General features: G+C 43.8%; 15 protein-coding genes and 1 pseudogene. 3 read left to right on the forward strand and 13 right to left on the reverse strand.

Features of this window, described 5'->3' with window-relative positions; translation table 11 throughout:
* Positions 1 to 246: 246 nt before the first annotated feature.
* The 3 genes from I1A59_RS05315 to I1A59_RS05325 all read left to right on the forward strand — a co-directional run bounded on the left by I1A59_RS05315 (position 247) and on the right by I1A59_RS05325 (position 3,388).
* Positions 247 to 2,457 carry an ATP-dependent Clp protease ATP-binding subunit gene (locus tag I1A59_RS05315; RefSeq protein ID WP_196091758.1) on the forward strand — a complete coding sequence of 737 codons (2,211 nt, stop codon included), beginning with the start codon at positions 247 to 249 and terminating at the stop codon, positions 2,455 to 2,457.
* A gap of 151 nt (positions 2,458 to 2,608) precedes the next feature.
* A complete protein-coding gene (locus I1A59_RS05320; protein ID WP_196091759.1) occupies positions 2,609 to 3,061 on the forward strand; it encodes an NUDIX hydrolase in 453 nt (150 codons plus the stop codon).
* Between the two features lie 24 nt (positions 3,062 to 3,085).
* A complete protein-coding gene (locus I1A59_RS05325) occupies positions 3,086 to 3,388 on the forward strand; it encodes a DUF1827 family protein (RefSeq protein WP_196091760.1) in 303 nt (100 codons plus the stop codon).
* A 519-nt stretch (positions 3,389 to 3,907) separates the two neighbouring features.
* Here the strand turns inward: I1A59_RS05325 and ileS are convergent.
* From ileS to typA, 13 genes and pseudogenes are all read right to left on the reverse strand, one after another.
* Entirely contained in the window at positions 3,908 to 6,712 is a 2,805-nt protein-coding gene (gene ileS / locus I1A59_RS05330) for an isoleucine--tRNA ligase (protein WP_196091761.1), read from the reverse strand.
* 374 nt (positions 6,713 to 7,086) lie between these two features.
* On the reverse strand, positions 7,087 to 7,845 hold the full coding sequence (locus I1A59_RS05335; RefSeq protein ID WP_196091762.1) for a DivIVA domain-containing protein: 759 nt from the start codon (positions 7,843 to 7,845) through the stop codon (positions 7,087 to 7,089).
* A gap of 9 nt (positions 7,846 to 7,854) precedes the next feature.
* Positions 7,855 to 8,628 (reverse strand): YlmH/Sll1252 family protein, encoded by a 774-nt coding sequence (locus tag I1A59_RS05340; RefSeq protein ID WP_196091763.1) that lies wholly within the window; start codon positions 8,626 to 8,628, stop codon positions 7,855 to 7,857.
* 14 nt (positions 8,629 to 8,642) lie between these two features.
* Positions 8,643 to 8,912 (reverse strand): YggT family protein, encoded by a 270-nt coding sequence (locus I1A59_RS05345; RefSeq protein ID WP_196091764.1) that lies wholly within the window; start codon positions 8,910 to 8,912, stop codon positions 8,643 to 8,645.
* Positions 8,912 to 9,589, reverse strand: coding sequence for a cell division protein SepF (sepF, locus tag I1A59_RS09840; RefSeq protein ID WP_196091765.1), 678 nt, complete (start codon positions 9,587 to 9,589; stop codon positions 8,912 to 8,914). Before sepF ends, I1A59_RS05345 begins: the two co-directional genes overlap by 1 nt.
* Positions 9,582 to 10,283 (reverse strand): YggS family pyridoxal phosphate-dependent enzyme, encoded by a 702-nt coding sequence (locus tag I1A59_RS05355; RefSeq protein ID WP_196091766.1) that lies wholly within the window; start codon positions 10,281 to 10,283, stop codon positions 9,582 to 9,584. Before I1A59_RS05355 ends, sepF begins: the two co-directional genes overlap by 8 nt.
* A gap of 1 nt (position 10,284) precedes the next feature.
* Positions 10,285 to 11,550 (reverse strand): cell division protein FtsZ, encoded by a 1,266-nt coding sequence (ftsZ, locus tag I1A59_RS05360; RefSeq protein WP_196091767.1) that lies wholly within the window; start codon positions 11,548 to 11,550, stop codon positions 10,285 to 10,287.
* Between the two features lie 245 nt (positions 11,551 to 11,795).
* Positions 11,796 to 12,959 (reverse strand): annotated as a pseudogene (ftsA, locus tag I1A59_RS05365) (cell division protein FtsA); the annotation flags it as partial.
* A gap of 109 nt (positions 12,960 to 13,068) precedes the next feature.
* Complete coding sequence (locus I1A59_RS05370; protein WP_196091769.1) at positions 13,069 to 14,205, reverse strand: FtsQ-type POTRA domain-containing protein; 1,137 nt, start codon at positions 14,203 to 14,205, stop codon at positions 13,069 to 13,071.
* The gene (locus tag I1A59_RS05375; RefSeq protein ID WP_196091770.1) at positions 14,205 to 15,278 is read right to left on the reverse strand and encodes a UDP-N-acetylglucosamine--N-acetylmuramyl-(pentapeptide) pyrophosphoryl-undecaprenol N-acetylglucosamine transferase; all 1,074 of its coding nucleotides are present in this window, start codon (positions 15,276 to 15,278) and stop codon (positions 14,205 to 14,207) included. The genes I1A59_RS05370 and I1A59_RS05375 overlap by 1 nt, the downstream gene beginning before the upstream one ends.
* The gene (gene murD, locus I1A59_RS05380; RefSeq protein WP_196091771.1) at positions 15,275 to 16,630 is read right to left on the reverse strand and encodes a UDP-N-acetylmuramoyl-L-alanine--D-glutamate ligase; all 1,356 of its coding nucleotides are present in this window, start codon (positions 16,628 to 16,630) and stop codon (positions 15,275 to 15,277) included. Before murD ends, I1A59_RS05375 begins: the two co-directional genes overlap by 4 nt.
* Before the next feature lie 82 nt (positions 16,631 to 16,712).
* Entirely contained in the window at positions 16,713 to 17,021 is a 309-nt protein-coding gene (locus I1A59_RS05385) for a DUF3165 family protein (RefSeq protein WP_196091772.1), read from the reverse strand.
* A gap of 21 nt (positions 17,022 to 17,042) precedes the next feature.
* Positions 17,043 to 18,890, reverse strand: coding sequence for a translational GTPase TypA (gene typA / locus I1A59_RS05390; RefSeq protein ID WP_196091773.1), 1,848 nt, complete (start codon positions 18,888 to 18,890; stop codon positions 17,043 to 17,045).
* Between the last annotated feature and the right edge of the window lie 74 nt (positions 18,891 to 18,964).

An 18,964-nucleotide genomic window follows, 5' to 3' on the forward strand; every position in this document is an offset into this window, starting at 1 on the left:
CTTGCTTGATCACTTGATATTTTTTATCTTCAGACATTGTTAAAACTATTTTCCTCATCTTTCTAATGTAACACAGAGGACATTTTCATATTCGATTTACTTAAGACATTATCACTTTCGAATGATAGCAAGTAGTTCCTTTTCATAGTTTTTACTTGCAATGTTGCAAAAAGGTGTTATAATCATAGTAGATTACATTTGACCTTTATTGACCAATTGAGGTCATGACCAAAGAAAGGAAGATCTATGCTTTGTCAAAATTGTAAAATGAACGAGGCGACCATTCACTTGTATACAAGTATTAATGGTCACCAGCAACAAGTTGATTTGTGTCAAAACTGTTATCAAATTATGAAATCCGATCCGAATGCGTCCTTGCTTAAAGGTTTGAGTGGGAACGCCAATAGTAACGATCCTTTTGGCGACTTTTTCCAAAATTTGGGCAACTTCCAACGTCCAGAACAAGAAGAAACTGGAAACCGTCCTGGACAACGCGAACGGGCCCGTCAATCCAAACCTCGACCAAAAGGAATTTTAGATGAATTTGGTATCAATGTCACTGACATTGCTAAACGAGGTGATATCGATCCTGTGATCGGACGGGATGAGGAAATCATTCGGGTTATCGAAATCCTCAACCGGCGGACCAAGAACAATCCTGTCCTAATCGGGGAACCAGGGGTTGGTAAAACCGCTGTTGTTGAAGGGCTCGCCCAAAAAATTGTGGATGGGGATGTCCCACAAAAACTACAATCGAAACAAGTCATTCGCTTGGATATGGTGAGTCTGGTTCAAGGTACTGGAATCCGTGGTCAATTCGAAGAACGGATGCAAAAGTTGATGGAAGAGATTCGTCAACGTGATGACATCATTCTCTTCATTGATGAAATCCATGAAATCGTCGGAGCAGGGAATGCGGGTGATGGCAATATGGATGCAGGAAATATCTTGAAACCAGCTTTGGCACGTGGAGAATTGCAACTGGTTGGTGCAACAACCCTCAATGAATATCGCATTATCGAAAAAGACGCAGCCTTAGAACGCCGGATGCAACCAGTCAAGGTTGAAGAACCAACTGTTAAGGAAACCTTAATTATCCTTAAAGGAATCCAAAAAAAATACGAGGACTACCACCACGTAAAATACACGGATGAGGCTATTGAGGCAGCAGCTGTCTTATCGAACCGCTATATCCAAGACCGTTTCTTACCAGATAAAGCTATTGACCTCTTGGATGAAGCGGGGTCTAAAATGAATCTAACCCTAACTTTCGTTGATCCAAAAGAATTGGATGAGCGTTTAATTGAAGCGGAACGTCTTAAAGCTCAGGCAACCCGGGACGAGGATTACGAAAAAGCAGCCTACTACCGCGATCAAATCGCCAAATACAAGGAATTGCAAAAAACCGAAATCCACGACCAGGACATGCCAATTATCACCGAAAAAGCAATCGAGGCCATCATTGAGCAAAAAACAAATATCCCTGTAGGTGACCTCAAGGAAAAAGAACAATCCCAGTTAGTCAACCTTGCTGATGATTTGAAAGCCCATGTGATTGGACAAAATCCTGCTATCGATAAAATTGCCAAAGCCATCCGTCGTAACCGGGTTGGATTGGGAAGTCCTAATCGTCCAATCGGTAGCTTCCTCTTTGTTGGCCCTACCGGGGTTGGTAAGACAGAACTCTCCAAACAATTGGCCGTAGAACTCTTTGGTTCCGCAGATAGCATGATTCGCTTCGATATGAGTGAGTACATGGAAAAACATAGTGTCGCTAAGCTAGTTGGAGCACCTCCAGGCTATGTTGGCTATGATGAGGCCGGACAATTGACCGAGAAAGTTCGACGCAATCCCTATTCTCTTGTTCTCTTAGATGAGATTGAGAAGGCCCATCCAGATGTGATGCATATGTTCCTGCAAGTTCTTGACGATGGTCGCTTGACTGACGGTCAAGGCCGGACAGTCAGCTTCAAAGATACCATCATCATCATGACCTCTAATGCTGGTACTGGTAAAGTCGAAGCCTCTGTCGGATTTGGAGCGAGCCGTGAAGGCCGAACCAACTCTGTCATGAATGAGCTAGGTAACTTCTTCAGTCCAGAATTTATGAACCGTTTTGACGGTATCATTGAATTCCAAGCCTTAAGCAAGGAAAATCTCCTTCAGATTGTAGATCTCATGTTGGATGATGTTCGTGAACGCCTTGGCAAAAACGGGATTCAGCTGAGCGTTACAGATAAAGTCAAAGAAAAATTGGTAGACCTTGGATACGATCCAAAAATGGGAGCTCGCCCACTTCGTAGAACCATTCAAGACCACATAGAAGACGCCATCACCGATTTCTACTTGGAGAATCCTCAAGACAAGGACCTCAAAGCAGTGATGCAAAGTGGACAGATCATCATTAAATCTACCCAAAAAGTGGAACAAGAAACCGAAACAGTAGAATCTGAATAAGATTGACCAGGGTGGGACAGAAGTCCCATCCTTTTTTCGACAGATTCGTAAAATGTGAATTATTTCTCCTTTTTTCTTTTTTTCTAAAGGATGATGGTCCAAAATCATGATATAATAAAGAAAAACAAGTGAATCTTAGGAAGGTTAACCTATGACAATTCCTCATTTTGGTAAGAAGGATCCTGCTGTGGACTACAAGGTCCGCTATGGAGTTTATGCAGTTGTCCCGGATGCGAGCAAGGAGCGCGTGATTTTAGTACAGGCTCCAAATGGTGCTTGGTTTCTCCCAGGTGGAGAAATTGAAGCTGGTGAGGATCATCAGGATGCATTGGAGCGAGAGCTAGTAGAAGAATTGGGTTTTACAGCTGAGTTGGGGCAGTATTATGGTCAGGCGGATGAGTACTTCTATTCAAGTCATCGTGATACCCATTATCACAATCCAGCTTATATTTATGAAGTCACGTCCTATCAGGAGGTTGGTCAACCCCTGGAGGATTTCAATAATCTAGCATGGTTTTCAGTAGATGAGGCTTTTCTCCACTTGAAACGGGGAAGTCACCGCTGGGGGCTCCAGCAATGGCAACTCTCACAAAAGTTAGATTAGAATTTATGATGAAAGGAACAGCTTATGAAATTAATTAATACAAATTCCAGTCATAATCAATTGATTCAGAGCCAGCTTGAAAACACAGATGCCACCTTGGTTGAGACGTTTTCAGCTGGAAACACGGATGTCATTTTTACCCAGGCACCCAACCACTATGAAATTCTCATTACCAACAAACACCGCGCTATCCGTGAAGTCGAAATTGAAACGATTCGTGACTTTTTCCTTAAACGCCGGATCAAATCTGAGGCTATAAAAAAAGAGGATATTAAAACCCTCTACTCAGATAAGTTGATTGAAATTTCGATTCCAATTAATACTTAACGAATTTCAAAATCAGAATACTCGCGGATTTTCAAAAAAATGACGAGGACAGCGGATGATAATCGTTCAACAGGTCTGGGAGACCTGTTGAATATTAAAGATAAGGCGTGGAAACACGCAAGCAATAAGTTCATCAAAAAGGCTTGACAAAGTCAGAATTTGAAATCCAATGAGTATATACTCTTTTAGTTTATCTTTTATTACTGTGTTAGCTCGTCTTGCCGTACTTTAGTACTGCCTGCGACTCGCTGCCTTGTACTAAAAGCAAACTAAAAGACTATAATACAAAAGAAATCTCTAGCCATAAGGCTAGAGATTTCTTTTTGCTATTTGGGACTGATACTCGAAACAGTTCGAAATCTGAAAAGGCAATCCGATGAAGACAGAACTTAGGGTTCGGCGAAGAGGATTAACACATTCAGATTTTGAAATGTAATGAGTATGAAAAGTCCCTGCTGGATCAATCAACAGAGAACTTTTCAGTCCCAGAAGGCTCATAGAAACTTCATGACTAAAAATTTATTTTTGTGTTCCTTCAAAACCTTCAGCTACTGCTTCTGGGAAGTTTGCTTCAAGGATGGAAGCACAGTGGTCACAGACCATCGCAAGATTTGGATTGCGATTAGTTCCAACACTTGGATCAACACGACGGCAGCGTTGACAAACTTGCCCTTCTGCCGCTTTCACAACAAAGGCTACATTTTCAAAGCTGAGGGCATTTTCAGGTGCTGGCTCAGAGGCTAGGGTCAATTGAGAAACAATGAGCAACTGAGCTAGGTCAGTGTTCAAGGTTTCCAATGCAGCTGCAAGTTCTGTGCTTGGGTAAACAACCAACTCAGCTTCCAGTGATTTGCCAATCACTTTTGCAGCCCGTGCTTCTTCCAAGGCTTTTTGAGCTTGGGAGCGGAAGGTGAAGAAGGTCTCCCACTCTTCTAGCATTTGCTCAGCCTTGTCAAAGCTTTCAACTTCTGGGAATTCCGTCAATTGTACAAAGTCAGCTTCTTCAAACTCAAGGTAGGACCAGATTTCTTCTGCGGTGTGTGGAAGAATTGGCGTCAAAAGTTTGGTTAATTTGACAAGAATATCATAGAATACCGTTTGCATCTGGCGACGCTCTAGAGATTTTGCTCCTTCGATATACACAACGTCTTTGGCAAGATCAAGATAGAAAGCAGATAGATCAACTGTGACAAAGTTAACAACTGCCTTATAAACATTCAGGAAGTTGAAATCATCGTAAGCTTGACGGATGACTGCTACAACTTGGTTGAAGCGAACAGCCATATATTGGTCGACCGTACGAAGATCTTCAAAAGCAACTTGATCTTGAGCCGGATTGAAGTCAGATGTGTTGGCAATCAAGAAACGAAGGGTATTCCGAATCTTCCGGTAGGTCTCAGATACCTGGCTCAAGATATCCATGGAAATACGGACATCATTACTTGTATCCACACTACTTACCCAAAGACGAAGGATTTCAGCACCAAACTGTTTCTCCACATCACTAGGCAAAATTGTATTTCCTAGCGACTTAGACATTTTTTCACCCTTACCATCCAAAACAAAACCTTGAGATAGGAGCTGTTTGTAAGGGGCTATTCCATTGTTGGCAACTGAGGTAATCAGGGATGAGTTAAACCAACCACGGTATTGGTCAGAGCCTTCTAAGTAAAGATCAGCTGGGTATTGCAGATCCTCACGGTTGTTTAAGACACCATTCCAGGAACTTCCAGAGTCGAACCATACGTCCATGATGTCGGTTTCCTTGGTGAAGACACCATTTGGTGAACCTGGATGGCTATACCCTTCTGGCAAGAGATCTTTGGCTTCACGAGCCCACCAGACTGAAGCACCATGCTCTTCAAATAATTGTGCAACATGTTCAATGGTTTCAGCCTCCATGATGGCAGTTCCGTCTTCTGCATAGAAAATTGGAAGAGGGACACCCCAGGCACGTTGACGTGAGATAACCCAATCGCCTCGATCACGAATCATGTTATAGAGACGTGTACGACCCCACTCCATGTGGAATTTCACTTGATCAATTTGATCTAAGATTTCTTGACGGAAATCAGATACAGAAGCAAACCACTGAGGAACAGCACGCCAAATAATTGGCTTCTTAGTTCGCCAGTCAAATGGGTAGGAGTGAGTGATTTCTTCTTGCGCCATCAGCAAATCACCCAATTTTTCAAGGACTGTTGGAAGGACCTTGCCATAGAATTGACCCGCAAATTCAGGACCAGCATTGTCCATCATTATTCCACGCTCGTCAACCGTCACGAAAACTTCAAGACCATTGGCAACTCCAACATGGTAATCGTCCTCACCAAATCCAGGAGCCGTATGAACAATACCAGTACCAGAGTCCGTTGTAACGTGATCCCCCAAGATGACCAACTCATCCACTTCTGTATCCCATGGATGTTCGGTAACAATCTGATCAAGGTCTTTACCAGTATAGCGGGCAAGTACTTCTACTGCTGACCAGCCAAATTTTTCTGCAAGACGATCCAACAAATCTTCAGCCAGGACAAACTGACGCTCGTCTCCCTCCACAGAAACTTTTACATAAGAAATATCTGCACCAACCGTTAAACCACGTGAAGCTGTAATGGTAAATGGTGTGGTTGTCCAAACAACAATGTAAGTATTGGTATCCAAAACTCCTTTACCATCTTTGACCTTATTGGCATAGTAAAGAGAGTTAGACGTGACATCATGATACTCGATTTCAGCTTCAGCAAGAGCAGATTCAGAGGACCATGACCAGTAAACAGGTTTAGCCCCACGGTAAATATAGCCTTTTTCAGCCATTTTTCCAAAGACACGGATTTGAGCAGCTTCATAGTCTGGTGTTAAGGTGATATAAGGATGGTCCCAATCACCAGCAACACCGAGGCGTTTAAAATCAGCTTTTTGTTTTTCAACTTGTTCCAAAGCATACTCACGACATAGATTTAGGTAGTCCACCAAATCCATTTCTTTGCGCTTTACACCTTGTTTAGCCAACACTTGTTCAATTGGCAGTCCATGGGTATCCCAACCAGGTACATAAGGTGCATAGAAGCCAGACATGGATTTAGAGCGAACGATAATGTCCTTGGAGATCTTGTTAAGGGCATGACCTACATGGATATTTCCATTGGCATAAGGAGGTCCATCGTGAAGAACAAAGGACGGTTTCCCTTCGTTTAATTCTAGGCGCTTGTTATACAAGTCAGCCTTATCCCACTCTTCTTGCCAGACTGGCTCCTTGGTTGGCAGACCAGCACGCATTGGGAAGCCTGTTTTTCCTAAATTCAAGGTTTCTTTTAATTTCATACAAATCCCTTTCTACAAAAAAACACACCTTGTCATTCCCTAAGGACGACAAAGCGTGGTACCACCTTACTTCAGTAAATTGGCTCACAGTTTCCAATTTACCCTCTTGGTTGATAACGGAACAACCCGTCCTCTCTTACTGCGTTATACAACGGTTGGGAGAGGAGAATATGAAAGGATAATTCAGAGGACAGGGAGTGTAGGACTCACACCAACTCCTACTCGCTTGGACTATACCCTCAAAATCGTGTTTTCATTTCGTTTTGTCACTCCCGGCAAAAATCTGCTCAGGAGTCAATTCATCCATAGATGGTTTCCAAACAAAAAGATAGGAAACCGAATAATGAGCCTATCTAGATGAAAACCATTCATCATTATAAAAGATCAACAGATTCACGTTCGGCTCGCTCAACCGCATCCAGTGCCGCATTCACATCTGCTGCTAAACCTTGATAAGACTGTGTCTCAGCCATTTGATTAGCGGAAGCAATCCGGTTTTGCAATTCTGCGACTTCTACTGGAGAGAACTGACGAGTCATGTCAATAGTCTCCTCTGGAGTGTTCGCTTGATCTTCTCCCAAGGCCGAAACAACAACCTCACGGAAGGCTTCATCACTCGTTTGTACATAGGAAGCAGTTGGTTGCAGAATGTTTTCCCATTCTGGAGAAGTAATCACACTCAATTGACTTTCCACAGCTGAACGGATTTGTTGATGGAAAATACGTGTTTTATTTTTCAATTCTTCAGTCTCAACTGCAACCTTTTTAGCATTGTCTGTAGCTTGACGCAAAATTTCATTGGCTTTAAATTTGGCATCATCTAAAAGACGTTGAGAATCTTGTTCTGCTTGACGAATTATATTGTTAGATTCATCAGAAGCCGTTTGCTTCACTTTCTCAGCCGCATCTTGAGCGATTAAAACGGACTGACTGAGTGAATCTTTCATTTCATCGAAGTAAAGCAGACGCTCTTCCAAATTGCGAACCTGCTCATCTTTAGCCACCAATTGTCGAGTCAAATCCTCAAATTCACGCATTAAAATCTCTAGGAAGTCATCCACTTCCTCGACATCATAGCCACGAAACTTCGTTGCAAATGTTTTATTACGGATATCTTGTGCTGTCACTGCCATATTTTCTCCTTATTTACGTGCAAGTATCTTTAATTCTACCTTTATTCTACCAGATTTCGACAAACCTGTATGGTCTCCAATATAAAACCGACCCTTTCCTCGAACACTGACCACATCTCCCGCTTGAAGCGACCAGCTCACATCTGTCCTCTCCTGATAATTAACCTTTACCCGATTAGCCTTAACCAATTGGGCCGCCTTACCACGGCCCAATTGAAAAGCAGAGGCAATCAGACGATCCAGGCGTAGACTGTCCACAAAAATGGTTTTAATCTGCATATCCTCGTCCACCTGGAGCATGTCCTCTTTAGGAACAGCCTGTAGACGAACCCCCATACGACCAATCTTCTTGACTTCCTGAATCAGAAGTGGAGCCAGTGGGGCTTGAACGAAAACCTGAACTTGGTCTTGTCCAATCAAGATATCACCGAAAACACGTCTATCTAACCCCGTCTGGTGAATCAAGGACCCCAAAACCTGGGGATGAGTCAACTTTCCAAATTGAGTTTGAAAATAAATGGCCAAGAGAACCATTTCAAAATCCTCTGATTCCAGTTGATAATAATCAGGTGCTATGAGCAGACGAGACTGTTCTGTTAGCCACAGGTCGGCAGAATTGTAAATGGTGACCTCTGTTTGCCTGGCCAGATTTTGAACCAAGGTTACTTGGTGCGGATTGAGGAAGTCAGTCAAGACTGGAACATAGTGTTGCTCCACCCGTTGAAGCCATTCCCAAGCCTTTTCTAGAAAAAGCTGGTCCTCAGATGTCACATGTTGGGCCAAGGCCACTATTCCTTTTACCATGAGAAAAATAAAACTGGAAGATAACGATGCAGGATATCTAGGAGAATGATTACAACAAAGACAGTCCAATCCAAGCCTAGAAATTGCAAACGTAGATTACGGAAGGGTCTTAGAATGGGACTGACAATTCGAATGACCCAATAACCTAAGGGGGTCCTCATGGCTCCCGGGAACCAGGAAAGGATAACATAGGCTATCAAGGCTAGGTTTAATACAGAGAGAAAAAGATCTACAGTTCGATAGAGGTATACGAGAATGTCCATTAGCGTCTCTTCATATCGAAATCAAATTCGATGTTTTGATTATTGGTTCCTTCTGCCACTTGTAAGTCTTCTACATTAATAATAACGTTGGCAGGTGTCAAAAGGTAAATTCCATTGGCCACTTTTTTCAAATCACCAGAAAGAACATAACGGGCACCGTCAAGGTAATCCAAACAACGACGTGCTTGTACCTCTGTCATATATTGGAAGTCAATCAAGACACTTTCATTGCGGATGAGAAGATCCAAATATTTCGGAGTCTCTTCATAGCGACGTGGATAGCGGACATAAATGACGTGCTTATCTTCTGGTGAAGGTTGACCGTTTTGGCGAGCCAATTCCTCTTGTTTTGCATGTAAATCTGTGATGTTTTGTGGTCTACTTGTATTCATAATTTGTGTTTCTCTTTCATCTAAGCTTTGGTGAACAGGTGTCTTCTGAGGAAGAGAAAGAGTACCGTCAGAAGCTTTGTTTTGGGGTAGGCTAGTCACCTTGGTGCTAGGCCTACTGTTTTCCTGTTCCTCTATACGTGGTTGACTTGTCGTGACTATTTGCCCAGCTTCTTCCGGCACTTCCTCCGGGGCAAAGACTTTCTCTTGGAAGCCATCGCCATCCTCGACAAACAGTCCTCTCAAAAAGTCACCAATATTTTGAAAAAAATGAATGATTCTATCCATGATTGTTTCCTTTTCCGGACTCTTCAAATAGAAGACTGCCGATACGAACGAAGGTGGCTCCATGTTCAACAGCCACTTGGTAATCTGAGGACATTCCCATGCTCAATTCTGTAAAAGGCATCGTGGGATAATTCCGCTGGGACAAGTTTTGTTGGAGCGAATAGGTTGCTTCAAACAAAGCCGCAAGATCATCTGGATTGGCATCTGCTGGTGCCATGGTCATCAGACCTATAATCCTTACCTTATCCAAATTTTCCAGCTCCTTCAATGCCTCTTCCAATTCCTCCAGATAAAAACCATGTTTACTTTCTTCACGAGAAAGGTTGACCTGTAAAAAACAGGTGATCATTTTTTTAGCTCGTTTTTGAATTTCTCTTGCTAGAGAGAGGGAGTCTAAGGCATGAAAATAGTCTAGTTCATTAATAACGTCCTTAACTTTCCTCCTCTGAAGATTGCCGATAAAATGCCAGGTAATCGGCAAATCCGCCAACTCCTCCTTTTTAGCAAGAAATTGAGGTACTCGGTTTTCACCTAGATGGTAAAAACCTGTTTCCTCAACCAGCTTTCTCGTTACCACAGCATCCACATACTTGGTTACTGCGATAATCTGACTTCCTCTTTCTCGCTTGTGACCCCGCGCTTCTGCCAGGTCAACTTGACTACGAACCAACCGAGCCTGTTGTTGAAAGCTCATCTTAACGGTTGCGGAAGAATGGTGGGGTTTCTAGTTCATCATCATCTGAACCAGATTGGTCTTGATAACGCTCTACGCTAGAACCTGATGGGGTTTCTGTTTGACGGGTAATTTGGTCCCGGCGTAAATCCCAATTGCCAAATGGTGAAATAGCTTGTGAGTCGTTTTGACGAGGACGACTGGATGCCGGCATATCCACTGGCACATTCATATCATAGGTCCGATCAAATTGACCCGGAACAGCTTGACGAGCAGGTGCTTCTTGTCTTGGAGTGGTATTTTCTGACATACCAGAAACTTTTTCAACCCGATCTTGACGAACACCAGTAGCCACAACGGTCACACGGATTTCACCCTGCATCGTTTCATCGATGGATGTTCCCAACCAAATATTGACCCCATGTCCTGCTGCTTGGTTGACAATTTCTGATGCTTCTTCTGCTTCGGTAAGGGCCATGTCCATTCCACCAGTCACGTTAACAATGACGTCCTCTGCACCGTCAATGGTGGTTTCCAAAAGTGGCGAATAAATCGCTTTACGAGCAGCTTCCATCACACGCTCTTCGCCAGAACCAATCCCGATTCCCATCAGAGCATTTCCTTTATTGGCCATCACCGTCTTCACATCAGCAAAGTCCAAGTTAATCAATCCAGGATGAGTGATTAAATCAGTAATTCCTTGTACACCCTGACGAAGTACATTATCTGCCTCACTAAGAGCTTCCATCAACGGGGTCTTTTTATCTACAATTTCAAGCAGATTGTTGTTGGAAATAATCAACAAAGTATCCACATGTTCACGAAGTTGATTGATTCCTTCCACAGCAAAATTACCACGCTTGCTTCCTTCAAATCCGAATGGACGGGTAACAACACCGACAGTCAAGGCCCCCAACGATTTTGAGATACGAGCAATTTCAGGTGCCGCGCCAGTACCTGAACCTCCACCCATGCCTGCGGTAATGAAGACCATATCAGCACCCGTGAGGGCTTCAGTAATCGCTTCTTCACTTTCTTCTGCTGCTTGACGACCAACTTCTGGCTGTCCTCCAGCACCTAATCCACGCGTCAACTTTGGACCAAGCTGGATAACTGTTTCTGCCTTTGAACTACTGAGTGCTTGCACGTCGGTATTAGCTGCGATGAACTCAACTCCTGCAACCCCCTCGTCAATCATGCGGTTGATGGCATTTCCACCGCCACCTCCGACACCAATAACTTTAATCACTGCCCCTTGGGCAGCTGCTGCGTCAAATGAAAATGACATCTTCTTTCTCCTTAATCAAACATTGAATTTAATAGGCCACGAACGCGTTTTCCAAAGCCACGAGATTCTTGTACTTCCTCAGTAGCCACTTCCTGATCGACATCTGGTAGAGCTTTACTCGCTTCCGTCTGAGCTTGAGAGACTACTGGCGTTGGATTTGTCTGAACCGATTGCTGAACCGGTTGACTCTGTATTGTCGGCTGCGATCTAAAAGATACAGTAGCTGCTTGCTGTTCTTGAGGAATCTCTCCACGGACTGCACCTTGTGCTAATTGATCTACTTCGGTCATATTTCCAGCATACTCAGCTAAGGAAATGACGTGAGCGAAAGCTGGATTCCGAATTCCAATCTGATTTGGTACGTACAATTTGACTGGAACCTCGAACATTTCTTGAGCCAACTCAACGATTCCTGGTAGAATGGCTCCACCTCCAACAATCACGATTCCTCCAGGAAGGTCAAGAAGGTGATGTCTTTCGAGGTTCTGTTTAATCTGATCGAAGATATGGCGGACACGAGCTGAAATAATTTCAGACAAGTACCGTTCAGTAACTTCAACCGGTTCAACTTCCCCGATCACATCTACTTGGAAACTTTCTTGAGAACTTGCCAATTCTGGATAAGCTTCACCGTAGTTGACTTTCAGTCCTTCAGCAGTTGCCTGAGAAGTTCGTAGCACTTTGGAGATATCTTTAGTGACATATTCGCCACCTTCTTGATAGATATGAGTAAACTGCAGTTCTTGATTTTTCACAGAGGATACAGTGGTTTGTCCCCCACCCATATCAATTACGGTTGCACCAAACTCACGTTCTCCTTCATTAAGAACAGATTTAGTCATAGCCAAAGGTGAAATAACAATGTTATCCAACTTCAAACCTGCCCGTTCTACAGTTTTACGAAGGTTGTGTAAGATGGTCCGAGGACCTGTATAGAGAAGGCCACGCATCTCCAGGCGTGTCCCCATCATACCACGTGGGTCCCGAATACCTTGAAATCCATCAACAATGAATTCTTCAGGTACAAAGGTAATCACTTCCCGATCCGGGTTCATACTTTTGGTTACAGCTGATTCCACTACATTGACAACGTCAGTGCTCGTAATTTCTTTGGTCTCATTGGTAACGGGAATCATACCTTGGGTTGGCTCAATTTGCAAGAGACTTGCTGGAAGACCAACGTTTACCTGTCCAATCGAAATGCCCGCCTTTTCCTCAGCCTGGTCAATGGCTTTCTTGATGGCAGTGGCAGCAGCTTCGATGTCGACAATTATTCCATCTTTGACACCAGCACTTTTGGCATTGCTGACACCAATGACATTCATTTCTTCATTGATATATTCGGCTACCAGTATCTTGATGGAACTGGTTCCGATATCTAATCCTGTAAAGAAGCCATCTCTAGCCATTACATACTTCCTCTCTTCTCATACAATCTTCAATCAACTTGAACACTCTAAGGCGTGCTAATCACCGTACATTATAACACAATTCTCCAAAAATAAAAGATTTTTTCTATTAATTTTGGGTTACAGATGACTGCGTTTGGCCTTGTGTTGGCGCGTCTTCACCACTCGATTCCTGGCTAGCTTCTTCCTCACTTGCAGTAGGAAAACCATAGGCACCCGCTTCCATGTCAATGGTTGTTGGCTCTTTCACATCTTTTACGATAGAAGGATAATAGATTAATTTGCGACTAAATTCCGATAACGGAACCAAGACCTGATTCCCATCTTGCATCTCAACTGTCACCAGATCCTCTGAAGCCTTACTTGGAGTCGAACGAATGCTGAGAATACCTGAGCGAATTTCTTGATCCAATTGCAAGAGTTGTTCACTCAATTGTTTGTACAAGTTGTCCCCCTGCAACTGCGTGCGGATGGAATCCCTCGGAATCGCACTCTCTTCAATAGATTCTGTAATTTTTTCTCCATTGGCCAAAATTGGAAAAGCTTTTCCCTTCTCAATCTGATAAGCCATAATGGCATACTCTTCAACCTGAATAGGAAAAGTCGTGGGAAATTGATAACCAACTGATACCTGACGAACCCATGGACTTGCTTTTTTAATCCGTCGCTCATATGTATTCCGGTTTTGTAAAACCGTTAACGTATAGTCTCTCGGGTCAACTTGTGTCGCAGCTACAAGAACCCTCTGATCTTGGTGATCATTTCCCGTCACTCGAAATTCTTTCAATTTAGAATAGGGACTAATGAAATAAGCTGACACAATCGTTACGAAGGTAAACAAGAGAAAGACTGGTACCAGACGAATGACATGGCGGCGTGCTTTTTTTGTTCGCTCGCGGCGCGCTAGCTTTTGAACTCGACGAAGTTGCCGCTGTTCTTGCTTTACTTTTCGTTGGGCAGCTCGTTCTTGTTGTCTTTCCAGTCGAGCTGCCTTTTGACTCTCACGATTGATGTTAGGGTTCTTATCGCTTTCACTCTGCTGACGAGCAATGGATTGAACCTTTTGCTCTTCTTCAAGAATTTCTTTAGCCGTCGGATCAACGATGCGACCCAGGCGCTGGGCGATATTTCGCTGCCGCTCATGCTCAGCCCGAATACGTGCCGCATCCTTTTGGGCTTGGTATTCACGACTTCGACGTTTCCATTCCTCGCGGTGGCTATTCCCTTTTTTATCCTCGTCAGACATTAGCGGCCTCCTTCGTCTATTTCATTCATCAAAACCTGATAGAAGGCATCCAAGCTGATCAAATCCACGCTATTACTCATGGCATCACGATAACTATCTGCCCTAGTGAGGACTCGATCAATACCATTTTCCAATTTTTCCAGGTTGAGGTCTGGCTCTTGGATAGTGATGCTGTAGCCCTTTTTCTCAAAATAGGCAGCATTTTCCAATTGGTCTCCACGACTTGCTTCTTTCCCTAAAGGTACAATGATGTGTAACTTCTCTAGGGCTACTAACTCAAACAAGGTATTAGAACCACCTCGTGTCACTACCAGATCCGCCAGTTCCATCAAATCACGATAGGTTTCACGCGCAAAGGCCAGGCGATAGAGACCTGGAGAGGATTCTTCCAAATCCTTGTTTCCTGTTAGATTGATAATGTTATAGCGCTCCAATAATGACTCACGATGTTGATCGATAAAATCGTTGAAGACCTTGGCACCACCAGATCCACCTATGAAGAGAATCGTTCTTTTGTCAGGGGCAAACAGTTCAGATGCCATTTCCTTAATGTCATTTGACAAGTCATGAAATCCTTTTTCAACTTTGGAAATTGCTCCGACGTGCTCTACGCGCGTGTAGTCCCCTTCTAATTGGAAGGTAGAAAAGAGACGTTTCGAGAATTTATAGGCAATTTTATTGGCCAAGCCCATACTTAAATCTGACTCATGGATGTAGGCTGGAATCCCCAGCAATTTGGCCGCAACAACTGGTGGAACTGAGACAAACCCACCCTTGGAAAAAAGGGCCTGAGGTCGAATCTTTAAGAGATAAAAGAAGGATTGGACAGTCCCCCAAGCCACCTTAAATACATCCCAAAGGTTTTGCCAGGAAAAGTAGCGCCGCAATTTCCCTGTTGCGATGGAATGGAACTGGACATCGTATCCACTTTTTTCCAATTGTTCAAATTCAATACCTTTACGGTCACCAATGTAGTGAACTTCCCAGTCATTGGCGATAAATTTTGGAATCAAGAGCAGGTTCAAGGTTACGTGCCCGACCGTTCCTCCACCTGTAAACACAATTTTTTTCATTTTTCTGCTAACTCCTTGACCGCAGCGAGGAAGACTTCCCCTCGTTCTTCAAAATTTTTATACATGTCCCAGCTAGCATTGGCAGGGCTAAAAAGCACTACATCGCCTTTTTCTGCCAATTCAAAAGCTAATTTAGTTGCCGCAACCACTTCTTGAGCAGGGTGGCTGGCCACCCCTGCTTCTTGTGCCAAAAGCTCCAACCGCGGACCAACTTGACCCAAGGTTACTAAGGCCTTAAGGCCTTGGATGTCAGGGAGTAAGTCGCTCAAATCGTTTCCCCGATCAAGACCACCCGCAATCAAGATGACACGCGCATTGTCAAAGCCAGACAAGGCTTTCTGGGTCGCCAGAATATTGGTAGACTTGCTATCATTGTAGAACTGAACCCCATCAACTGTTCCCACCTCTTGAAGGCGATGCCGGACGCCAGAGAAACGACTCAAAGCACTCTCGATAACCTGATTGTCTATCCCTAAAAGTTTGGTCACCAAAATCGCTGCAAGGGCATTTTGGATATTGTGCTCACCTGGAACCCCCAAATCAGCTGCTGCCATTATACGCTCCCCTTGATAAACCAAGTCACCCTGTTCCAGGTAAGCCCCATTCACTTTCTCTTTTGTTGAAAAAATAAGGACTTGTGCCTTGCTACCTGGGGCTAGCTCCTGGCTAAGAGCTTGGTCACCATTGAGGATCAGGAAATCATCCTTGCTCATCTGGGCTTGGATGGCCCACTTGGCTTGAATATACTCCTCGAAAGACTCATGATAGTCCAAATGGCTCGGTAAAATATTGGTGATTACTCCAATATGTGGATGGAATTCCTCCACACCCATTAATTGAAAACTGGACAACTCCATGACTACCTGTTGATCAGCTCCAACCTCTGGTAAAACCTCGGATGCTGGGAATCCAATATTTCCAGCCAAAACTGGTTGACTTCCCGCTTCCTCTAGAATGGCTGCCACCATCATAGTGGTCGTTGTTTTCCCGTTAGAACCAGTGATTCCGATCAATGAGTGAGGGTAAACCCGGCTGGCAACTTCGACCTCTGTCCAAATAGGCAATCCCTTAGCCTTAGCCGCAGCAACCATTGGATGACTATAGGGAATACCTGGATTTTTAACCATCAACTCAAATCCTTCTTCCAAAAGTTCTAGAGGGTGCCCGCCAGCTACCACTCGGATCCCTTTTTCAACTAGCTCACGAGCCTGCGGACTCTCCTCCAGCGCTTGACCTTCATTCACCGTGACTTCCGCTCCCAGTTTGTCTAAAAGCAGGGCAACCGCTCTCCCTGAGCGGGCTAATCCTAATACGATAATCTTCTTTCCCTTAAATTCATTCACATTCTTCATATACTCGCTCCTTCACACTGTCTATTTTACCATTTTTCAGTCTAAAAATTCCCCAAGCTGAATGCACAACTTGGGGAATTCATCATTTACTGCTTTTTGGAAAGACCTTATCCCAATTAATTTCGGGAATGGGAATAAGTGGTTTTCCGCCACCCTTTATGGACAAGCGGCGCAAATCTTTCAAACTAAAATAAGCCAGGGCCAACATGGCAGCCCATATAAAGATTTCCGCAGGAATTCGGAAAAATTGTACCACACCAACTGCTAGAAGGATCATAAAGAGGACTCCTAACAGCACAAGACTAACAATGTTAAAAGTACCTTTAATATTGGAGGGAGCTGCAAAGATATAGAACAAAAGTATCAGGATAATGATAATGATGTAAAACATACTTCCCTCCTATGCTTCGTCTTATTCAGCCGCTGCTAACTTCTTTTTCTTATTGGCTTTTTCCCGCTCAGCTTTATTCAAAATTTGTTTGCGGAGGCGGATAGATTCTGGGGTTACTTCCATGTACTCATCGTCGTTGAGGAACTCCAAAGATTCTTCCAAAGTAAGGATCCGAGGTGTTTTGATGACAGAGGTTTGGTCCTTAGTAGCCGAACGGACGTTGGTCATCTGTTTAGCCTTGGTGATGTTCACAGTCAAGTCATTCTCACGTGAATTTTCCCCAATAATCATACCTTCATAAACTTCTGTACCAGGATTTACAAAGATGGTTCCACGTTCTTCAATGGACATGATAGAGTAGGTTGTTGCTTTCCCTGCATCGATGGAAACTAGGGCACCACGGTGACGGCCGCCAATTTCACCAGCAATGGCAGGAAGGTATTGATCGAAGGTATGGTTCATGATTCCGTAACCACGAGTCATAGAAAGGAATTCTGTTGAATAACCAATCAATCCACGGGCTGGGACCAAGAAGACCAAACGCGTTTGACCGTTACCAGTCGCAATCATATCCAACATCTCACCTTTGCGCTCGGATAGGCTTTGGATAACAGAACCTTGGTATTCTTCCGGAGTATCAATTTGCACACGCTCGAATGGCTCCATTTTGACACCATCAATTTCCTTGATGATAACCTCTGGGCGGGATACTTGCAATTCGTAACCTTCGCGGCGCATGGTTTCAATCAAGATAGACAAGTGCAATTCTCCACGACCTGACACAATCCATTTATCAGGTGAATCTGTTGGATCAACACGAAGTGATACGTCTGTCTGCAACTCAGCCAAAAGGCGCTCTTCCACTTTACGTGAGGTGACCCATTTTCCTTCACGACCAGCAAATGGTGAATTGTTGACCAAGAAGGTCATTTGAAGAGTTGGCTCATCGATACGGAGGACTGGAAGAGGCTCAACTGCATCCACAGGTGTGATCGTCTCTCCAACGAAGATATCTTCCATACCAGATACAGCGATCAAATCACCTGCTTTGGCTTCCGTAATCTCACGACGTTCGAGTCCAAAGAAACCAAAGAGCTTAGTTACACGGAAGTTTTTAGTGGTTCCGTCCAATTTGGAAAGGGTAACCTGATCCCCGACCTTAATTTGGCCACGGAAAACACGACCAATTCCGATACGACCCACAAAATCGTTGTAGTCTAACAAGGAAACTTGGAATTGAAGGGGCTCTTCTGAATTATCAACCGGTGCCGGAATGTGGTCGATAATGGTATCAAAGATTGGAGCCATGGTTTTTTCTTGATCGGCTGGATCATCTGACAAGGAAGACGTTCCATTGATGGCAGAAGCATAAACCACTGGAAATTCCAATTGATCATCATCTGCACCTAGCTCGATAAAGAGTTCCAATACCTCATCCACAACCTCAGCTGGACGAGCTGAAGGTTTATCGATTTTATTCACCACCACAATTGGTGTTAAATTTTGCTCAAGAGCTTTTTTCAAAACGAAACGGGTTTGCGGCATGGTTCCTTCATAGGCATCCACAACCAAAACAACACCATCTACCATTTTCATGATCCGCTCAACTTCCCCACCAAAGTCCGCGTGACCTGGGGTATCCATGATGTTGATACGCACACCATCATAAGCAACGGCGGTATTTTTAGCCAAGATAGTGATTCCACGCTCTTTTTCAAGATCGTTCGAATCCATCGCACGCTCAGACAATTCAGTCCGTGCATCCAAAGTTTCTGATTGTTTTAATAACTCATCCACCAGGGTTGTTTTCCCGTGGTCAACGTGGGCAATGATTGCGACGTTACGGATATCTTCTCTTAATGTTGACATGATTTCCTCAAATCTTTATAGTTTATACTCTTCAAAAATCTCTTTTAACCGTTGTCAGGTCAGACAGTCTGGTA

The sequence above is a fragment of the Streptococcus sp. NLN76 genome, assembly GCF_015686645.1.
Taxonomy (GTDB): Bacteria; Bacillota; Bacilli; order Lactobacillales; family Streptococcaceae; genus Streptococcus.

What these genes read in the sequence shown, in the direction of transcription:
- typA (WP_196091773.1), bottom strand. Translation starts at nt 18,890, where the DNA reads ATGTCAACATTAAGAGAAGATATCCGTAACGTCGCAATCATTGCCCAC.
- I1A59_RS05355 (WP_196091766.1), bottom strand. Translation starts at nt 10,283, where the DNA reads ATGAGCTTTCAACAACAGGCTCGGTTGGTTCGTAGTCAAGTTGACCTG.
- I1A59_RS05335 (WP_196091762.1), bottom strand. Translation starts at nt 7,845, where the DNA reads ATGGCAGTGACAGCACAAGATATCCGTAATAAAACATTTGCAACGAAG.
- I1A59_RS05315 (WP_196091758.1), top strand. Translation starts at nt 247, where the DNA reads ATGCTTTGTCAAAATTGTAAAATGAACGAGGCGACCATTCACTTGTAT.
- ileS (WP_196091761.1), bottom strand. Translation starts at nt 6,712, where the DNA reads ATGAAATTAAAAGAAACCTTGAATTTAGGAAAAACAGGCTTCCCAATG.
- ftsZ (WP_196091767.1), bottom strand. Translation starts at nt 11,550, where the DNA reads ATGTCATTTTCATTTGACGCAGCAGCTGCCCAAGGGGCAGTGATTAAA.
- I1A59_RS05325 (WP_196091760.1), top strand. Translation starts at nt 3,086, where the DNA reads ATGAAATTAATTAATACAAATTCCAGTCATAATCAATTGATTCAGAGC.
- I1A59_RS05345 (WP_196091764.1), bottom strand. Translation starts at nt 8,912, where the DNA reads ATGGACATTCTCGTATACCTCTATCGAACTGTAGATCTTTTTCTCTCT.
- I1A59_RS05320 (WP_196091759.1), top strand. Translation starts at nt 2,609, where the DNA reads ATGACAATTCCTCATTTTGGTAAGAAGGATCCTGCTGTGGACTACAAG.
- sepF (WP_196091765.1), bottom strand. Translation starts at nt 9,589, where the DNA reads ATGGATAGAATCATTCATTTTTTTCAAAATATTGGTGACTTTTTGAGA.
- murD (WP_196091771.1), bottom strand. Translation starts at nt 16,630, where the DNA reads ATGAAGAATGTGAATGAATTTAAGGGAAAGAAGATTATCGTATTAGGA.
- I1A59_RS05375 (WP_196091770.1), bottom strand. Translation starts at nt 15,278, where the DNA reads ATGAAAAAAATTGTGTTTACAGGTGGAGGAACGGTCGGGCACGTAACC.
- I1A59_RS05370 (WP_196091769.1), bottom strand. Translation starts at nt 14,205, where the DNA reads ATGTCTGACGAGGATAAAAAAGGGAATAGCCACCGCGAGGAATGGAAA.
- I1A59_RS05385 (WP_196091772.1), bottom strand. Translation starts at nt 17,021, where the DNA reads ATGTTTTACATCATTATCATTATCCTGATACTTTTGTTCTATATCTTT.